Source organism: Mesorhizobium sp., assembly GCF_005063415.1.
Taxonomy (GTDB): Bacteria; Pseudomonadota; Alphaproteobacteria; order Rhizobiales; family Rhizobiaceae; genus Mesorhizobium.
Genome location: NZ_SUEG01000228.1, coordinates 1 through 5,443, shown reverse-complemented (window position 1 = coordinate 5,443; position 5,443 = coordinate 1). Strand labels below are relative to the sequence as shown.

General features: G+C 64.2%; 5 protein-coding genes and 2 pseudogenes. 4 read left to right on the top strand and 3 right to left on the bottom strand.

Annotation, left to right across the window (positions count from 1 at the left end):
• Positions 1-601 (bottom strand): annotated as a pseudogene (locus E5W70_RS30545) (hypothetical protein); the annotation flags it as partial.
• 184 nt (positions 602-785) lie between these two features.
• Here E5W70_RS30545 and E5W70_RS30540 point away from each other — a divergent pair.
• Positions 786-1,208: a metallopeptidase family protein gene (locus tag E5W70_RS30540; RefSeq protein WP_023721935.1), complete on the top strand. Its 423-nt coding sequence runs from the start codon at positions 786-788 to the stop codon at positions 1,206-1,208.
• Between the two features lie 282 nt (positions 1,209-1,490).
• Here E5W70_RS30540 and E5W70_RS30535 read toward each other — a convergent pair whose 3' ends face one another.
• Together E5W70_RS30535 and E5W70_RS30530 are read right to left on the bottom strand one after the other, a co-directional pair.
• On the bottom strand, positions 1,491-1,697 hold the full coding sequence (locus E5W70_RS30535; protein ID WP_292664986.1) for a DUF1737 domain-containing protein: 207 nt from the start codon (positions 1,695-1,697) through the stop codon (positions 1,491-1,493).
• A 28-nt stretch (positions 1,698-1,725) separates the two neighbouring features.
• Entirely contained in the window at positions 1,726-2,607 is an 882-nt protein-coding gene (locus tag E5W70_RS30530) for a CoA ester lyase (protein WP_292664985.1), read from the bottom strand.
• Positions 2,608-2,885: 278 nt separating this feature from the next.
• Here E5W70_RS30530 and E5W70_RS30525 point away from each other — a divergent pair, with 278 nt between their 5' ends.
• The 3 genes and pseudogenes from E5W70_RS30525 to E5W70_RS30515 form a co-directional block, all read left to right on the top strand.
• Positions 2,886-4,430, top strand: a complete 1,545-nt coding sequence (locus E5W70_RS30525) for a DUF4173 domain-containing protein (RefSeq protein WP_292664984.1) — start codon at positions 2,886-2,888, stop codon at positions 4,428-4,430.
• A gap of 4 nt (positions 4,431-4,434) precedes the next feature.
• Entirely contained in the window at positions 4,435-5,127 is a 693-nt protein-coding gene (locus tag E5W70_RS30520) for a response regulator transcription factor (RefSeq protein ID WP_292664983.1), read from the top strand.
• Positions 5,115-5,443, top strand: a pseudogene (locus E5W70_RS30515) (two-component sensor histidine kinase); the annotation flags it as partial. The gene E5W70_RS30520 and the pseudogene E5W70_RS30515, both read left to right, overlap by 13 nt.

Sequence of the window (5,443 nt, the reverse complement as noted above, 5' to 3'; positions counted from 1 at the left end):
CGGTGAGGTCAAGCCGCTGCGGGCTGCCACGAATTTCGAGGATGACAGCGGCCAGCGCCGTCATCCGGGCAGCCTCCTCGGCGATCCACAGCGCATCGAGCAGCCTTGGCGCCTCGGAAAACAGCAATTGCTCCGGCTCGATGCCGAAAAAGGCGTGAAGCCCCCGGGCATAGGGAAAGCCGGCCTCGCGGAAAACCTCGGATGTGCCGATCCACAGCACCGGCAGTCGCGGCCCCTGGCTGAGGATCAGGCTGACGAGCGACAAGGCAAAACCGGCGACGGCCCCGGCATCGCGGGTCGCGGCGCCATGAAACTCGCTCAGCGCCGCCTTCGGCAGGCCGCCGCTCAGCGCAGCATCGAGGCGCTCGGCGCCGCTGCGCAAAAATGCATCGGGCGGCGCCACGGCAAGACCGCGCCGGACAATCGTCAGATTCCGAGCGGGTGTCGGATGCCGAGAGGGTGTCAGACTCTGACGAGGGACATCCGCGTCAAACGACGAACCGGCCGGCGCCTCCAGGCGCTCGGGCAAGGTCCCTTCGATCTTCGCGATCTGGCGGCGCAGGGCAAAAACAGTCTCCCGCGCCACGGCGCTTGTCGCCATGACGGTCAGCTTCCACTCACAATTGTTCCTGTTATGTTCCCTATAGATTCCAGAGGCCGCCCGAAGAGTCAAGCGGAGTCATGGGGAATTTATTCCTGCCTTGATGGCATGACACGGGCACTCCAGCCCGACCATTTGCCGAGTCCGGCCCGAAAGCCTATATGCCGGGATCAAAGGACAAAGCATGGCTCGCATCTACCAAACACGCATCTGGCACGACCAGCTTTCGCCAACGATGGAGGAAATCGAGCTCCTGGCGCTGGAGGCCTATGCCCATCTGCCGGAGGAGTTTCGTAAGCTAACCGGCGAGATCGTCATTCAGATCGCCGAATTCCCGACCGACGAGATCATGGACGACCTTTCGCTGGAAACGCCCTTCGACCTGCTCGGCCTGTTCGAGGGGCGCGGCATCGCCGAGCGCTGGAATCCGCAGACCGGCGAAGGCCCGAACCGCATCACGCTCTATCGCCGCGCCATCCTCGACTACTGGGCCGAGAACGAGGAAACGCTGGGCGACATCGTCACCCACGTGCTCATCCACGAGATCGGCCACCATTTCGGCCTGTCGGACGACGATATGGAGAAGATCGAAGAGGCAGCGGAGTGAGCGACCCCGCTCCTCGTCATCCTGGGGCGGAGCAAGGAGCGAAGCGACGCGCGCAGACCCCAGGATCCATGCCGTAATAGTGGTGCAGTGCTCCGGCGGTGCAGAACCGAACGCTCATCATCCCCGTTCTGGGGCTATCCCGATCGGTGGTAGATCACACTAATCCTGATCCGCCGTGCCCTTCGGCAGAGGTAACGGCATGGATCCTAGGGTACTCCGCGACGTCGCTTCGCGACTGCTACGCCCTAGGATGACGAAGGACGAGCGCTTCAGCGAACCTCCCTACCAATCGCTGAGCTTGGTGTCGGGGCCGTATTCCTGGCCCTCGACGTCCTTCACCACCGCCTGGCCGCAGCGCATGGTCTTGGCCTCCTTGTCATAGGCATAGGTCGGCGAGCCGAACAGGTGCCAGCCCTTGTTGAGCGCCACCGTCACCTTGTGGCAGAAGCTGGCGTCGTCCGGGCCGGACAAAAAGCGGTAGAGTTTCATTTTCAATCCTGTCGTCAGTTTACGATAATCATGCGCGAACAGCGGCGGCCTTCGCCAGCAGTTTTTCGGCCTGCGCCAGATGCAGCCGCTCGACCATCTTGCCGTTCAGCGCAACTACCGCCTTGCCGGTATTTTCGGCGAGCGCGAAGGCTTCCTTGACTGTGCGCGCCTCGGCCAATGCTTCAGGCGTCGGCGCAAAGGCGCGGTTCGCGGCTTCGATCTGCGCCGGATGGATCAGCGACTTGCCGTCAAAACCCATCGCGGCCGCCTCCGTGCACTCGCGCGCAAAGCCGTCCATATCGCGAAAATCGTTGAAGACGCCATCGAGCAGGTCGAGGCCGCCGGCACGCGCCGCGAGCACCATCTGCATCAGCCATGGCACGAGATAGCGCCGGTCGGGCGTGGCGAGAATGCCCGTGTCCTTGACCAGGTCGTTCGTTCCGGCAACGAAACAACCCAGTCGAGAGGCCGGATCGCGGCCGAGCTCGGCAATCGGCCCGATGTTGAGCAGTGCCTTGGGCGTCTCGATCATCGCCCACAGCTTGACTTCGTCCGGGATAAAATTGTCGTCGAGCACGTCGCCGGCCTCGAGAATGTCGCGCGGCGTGTCGACCTTGGGCAGCAGGATGGCGTCGGGCGTGCATCTTGCCGCGGCCACAAGATCGTCGGCGCCCCATTCGCTCGACAGCGCATTGATGCGCACCACCATTTCGCAGCGCCGGTCGGAACGACCGGCGAAAATCGCCGCCAGCTTTTCGCGCGCGGAAGGCTTGTCGGCCGGGGCGACAGCGTCCTCGAGATCGATGACGACGTCATCGCAGGCCAGCGATTGGATTTTGGCCAGCGCCTTGTCGTTCGAGGCCGGGACGTAAAGCACCGAGCGGCGCGGGCGGTAGGGTTCGGCAGTCATCTCCGATCTATGCCGCCTGCAACCGGCCGAGGCAAGCCGTGCATAAAAACTGCACGCAATTTCGGAAAATCTCCTCGTCTCCGCCCCGCTTGCCACCCGACAGAATGCGACAAGGGCGGCATGCAAGAGCAAACGAACTCCCCGTGGTCCCTGCCGTACCGGCTTCGCCGCGAAAGCTGGTGGCTCGTCGATCCGCCCCGGACTTCGGCAAACCTCCTCCCTTTCGTCCGCAAGTCCCTGCCCACCGCCCGCATCAAAGCCGCCGAGAAAGCCCGATCATGATAGTATTCCTCTCGGCGGCGCCGAGCTATTGCAGCCGCTTGTGCATTGCCGTCCTGCTCGTCGCGCTGGCCGATTTTTTCTTCTATGGCCAACCGGCGGGCATCACGCTTTTCCTGTTCGGCGTTGCGATTGCAGCAGCGAGCATGGCTCTCCATCCTCTCGGCGTCTTCAACGCCGGCAGGTTCTGGTTCAAGCCGGTTGCGCTGCTTATGGCGCTGCTGCCGCTTGCGGAAAATGTCAGCGTACTGTCCGTCTCGATCGCGCTGGCGGCGACGGCCATCTTCGCGCTTTCACTGGCCGGACGGTTGCGGCGCGGCCTTGCCCGCATTGCCGGCCAACTCTCGCTGTTCCTGCTGGCAACGCCATTTCGGCTCGTCCTGGATTTCTTCCGCTGGCGCAAGGCGGCGCGGCGGCTTGGCCGGCGGCGCGTGCGCCTTGCGGCGATCGCCGTCTGGGTCATGCCGCTGAGCCTCGGCGCGGTGTTCCTCGCGCTGTTCGGCGCCGCCAATCCGGTCATCGAATATTGGTTCTCGCTGATTGATCTCTTCGCTTTGCTCAACCTCATCCAGCTGCCACGTCTCGCCTTCTGGCTGTTCGTGCTTGCCGGCGTCTGGGCCCTTCTGCGGCCGCGCCTGCCGCGCTTTCTCCGCCGCCACAGGGTGTCGCCAGCCAGCGCACCGGCGACGCCGGCCACCAGGACCACCATCGAGGACATCGTCTTCGGCAAGGCCGCCATTCTCCGCGCGCTTGTCGTCTTCAACATCCTGTTCGCGGTGCAGAGCGCACTCGACGCCACCTATCTGTGGGGCGGCATCGCGCTTCCCGACGGGCTGACCTATGCCGCCTACGCGCATCGCGGCGCCTACCCGCTGATCGTCACGGCGCTGCTGGCCGCCGGCTTCGTGCTGGCGGCGCTGCGGCCGGGAAGTGCGACCTCCGGCGATCCGCTCATCCGCCGGCTGGTTTATGTGTGGGTGGCGCAGAACATCGTCCTGGTCATCTCGTCGATCCTGCGGCTCGATCTCTATGTCGGCATCTATGCGCTGACCTATTGGCGTGTCGCCGCCTTCGTCTGGATGGGGCTGGTGGCGGCGGGCCTTATCCTGATCATAGCCCGCATCGCGCGCGAAAAGTCCAACGAATGGCTGCTTTCCGCCAATCTTCTGACGCTATCAGCGACGCTCTATGCCTGCTCGTTCATCAACTTTGCCGCGCTGATCGCCAACTACAATGTCGACCACTGCTTCGAAATGACCGGCCAAGGCACCCAGCTCGACGTCTGGTACCTGCGCTCGCTCGGGCCCGGCGCCTTGCCGGCGCTCGATCGCTTCGTCCAGCACCAGAGCAGGACGGTTTCCGCCGCCGACCCCTCCACCAGCGAACTCGCCGGCTGGTACGCGCAGGACGAAGCACGCTTCCGCGCCGGCCAGGAAAACTGGCGCGGCTGGAGCTTTCGTGACTGGCGGCTCAACCGCGCCCTCGACAGGCGTGGCCCGTTTGTGGTTCCTCCGATGTCCGAACCCTTCATGCCGGGCCGCTGATTTGATGCCGCACCACATACTGGTCGCCGACGACGATCCGCACATTCGCGAAATCATCTGCTTCGCGCTGGAAAAGGCCGGCATGAAAACGCTGGCGGTGCCGGACGGCGCGGCTGCCTTGCAGGCGATCGAATGCCGTGCGCCCGATCTTGTCGTGCTCGACATCGGCATGCCGGAAATGGACGGGCTGGAAGTGTGCCGGCGGCTGCGCCACACATCCGACGTGCCGGTGCTGTTCCTGTCCGCGCGGGATGAAGAGATCGACCGCATCCTCGGGCTGGAAATGGGCGGCGACGATTATGTCACCAAGCCATTCAGCCCGCGCGAGCTGGTCGCTCGCGTCAACGTCATTCTGCGCCGCGCCCGGCCCACGCCGAAACCAGCCGACGACCGGCAATTCTCGCATGGCAGGCTGGCGCTGGTTCCGGCAAGCCATGCAGCCAGCTTCGACGGCAAGCCGCTGGTGCTGACGGGCATCGAATTCGCGATCCTGAAAGGTTTTCTGGCGCGGCCGGCGCATGTGCTCGGCCGCGACATGGTGATGGCCAATGCCTATGCCGCCAACATCCATGTCGCAGACCGCACCGTCGACAGCCATATCCGCAACATCCGCGCCAAACTGGCGGCGGTCGGCTGCGTCGATGCAATCGAGACCGTGCACGGCGTCGGTTTCCGGCTGGGTAAATGCGGGAGTTGAGCGCCCAAAAATGGGTCGGCAGCAAATGGCGGCCACGGCTTGCCACGGTCGTCATTGCCATCCTGATCATGGTGATGGCACTGCCGCTGGCCGGCCTGTTCTTCTTCCGGCTCTACGAAAACCAGCTGATCCGCCAGACCGAGGCCGAGCTGATCGCACAAGGTGCCGCCCTTGCCGCGATCTATGCGCAAGAGGTCCGTGAGGCCGGCCTTGCCCCGGAAAAGCTCGGCACACCCATGCCTCCGCCCGATACCGGCGATCGGGCTTCTCGCTACCTGCCGATCGAACCGCGCCTCGATCTTGCGTCCGACAGGAT

What these genes read in the sequence shown, in the direction of transcription:
- E5W70_RS30520 (WP_292664983.1), top strand. Translation starts at nt 4,435, where the DNA reads ATGCCGCACCACATACTGGTCGCCGACGACGATCCGCACATTCGCGAA.
- E5W70_RS30525 (WP_292664984.1), top strand. Translation starts at nt 2,886, where the DNA reads ATGATAGTATTCCTCTCGGCGGCGCCGAGCTATTGCAGCCGCTTGTGC.
- E5W70_RS30530 (WP_292664985.1), bottom strand. Translation starts at nt 2,607, where the DNA reads ATGACTGCCGAACCCTACCGCCCGCGCCGCTCGGTGCTTTACGTCCCG.
- E5W70_RS30540 (WP_023721935.1), top strand. Translation starts at nt 786, where the DNA reads ATGGCTCGCATCTACCAAACACGCATCTGGCACGACCAGCTTTCGCCA.
- E5W70_RS30535 (WP_292664986.1), bottom strand. Translation starts at nt 1,697, where the DNA reads ATGAAACTCTACCGCTTTTTGTCCGGCCCGGACGACGCCAGCTTCTGC.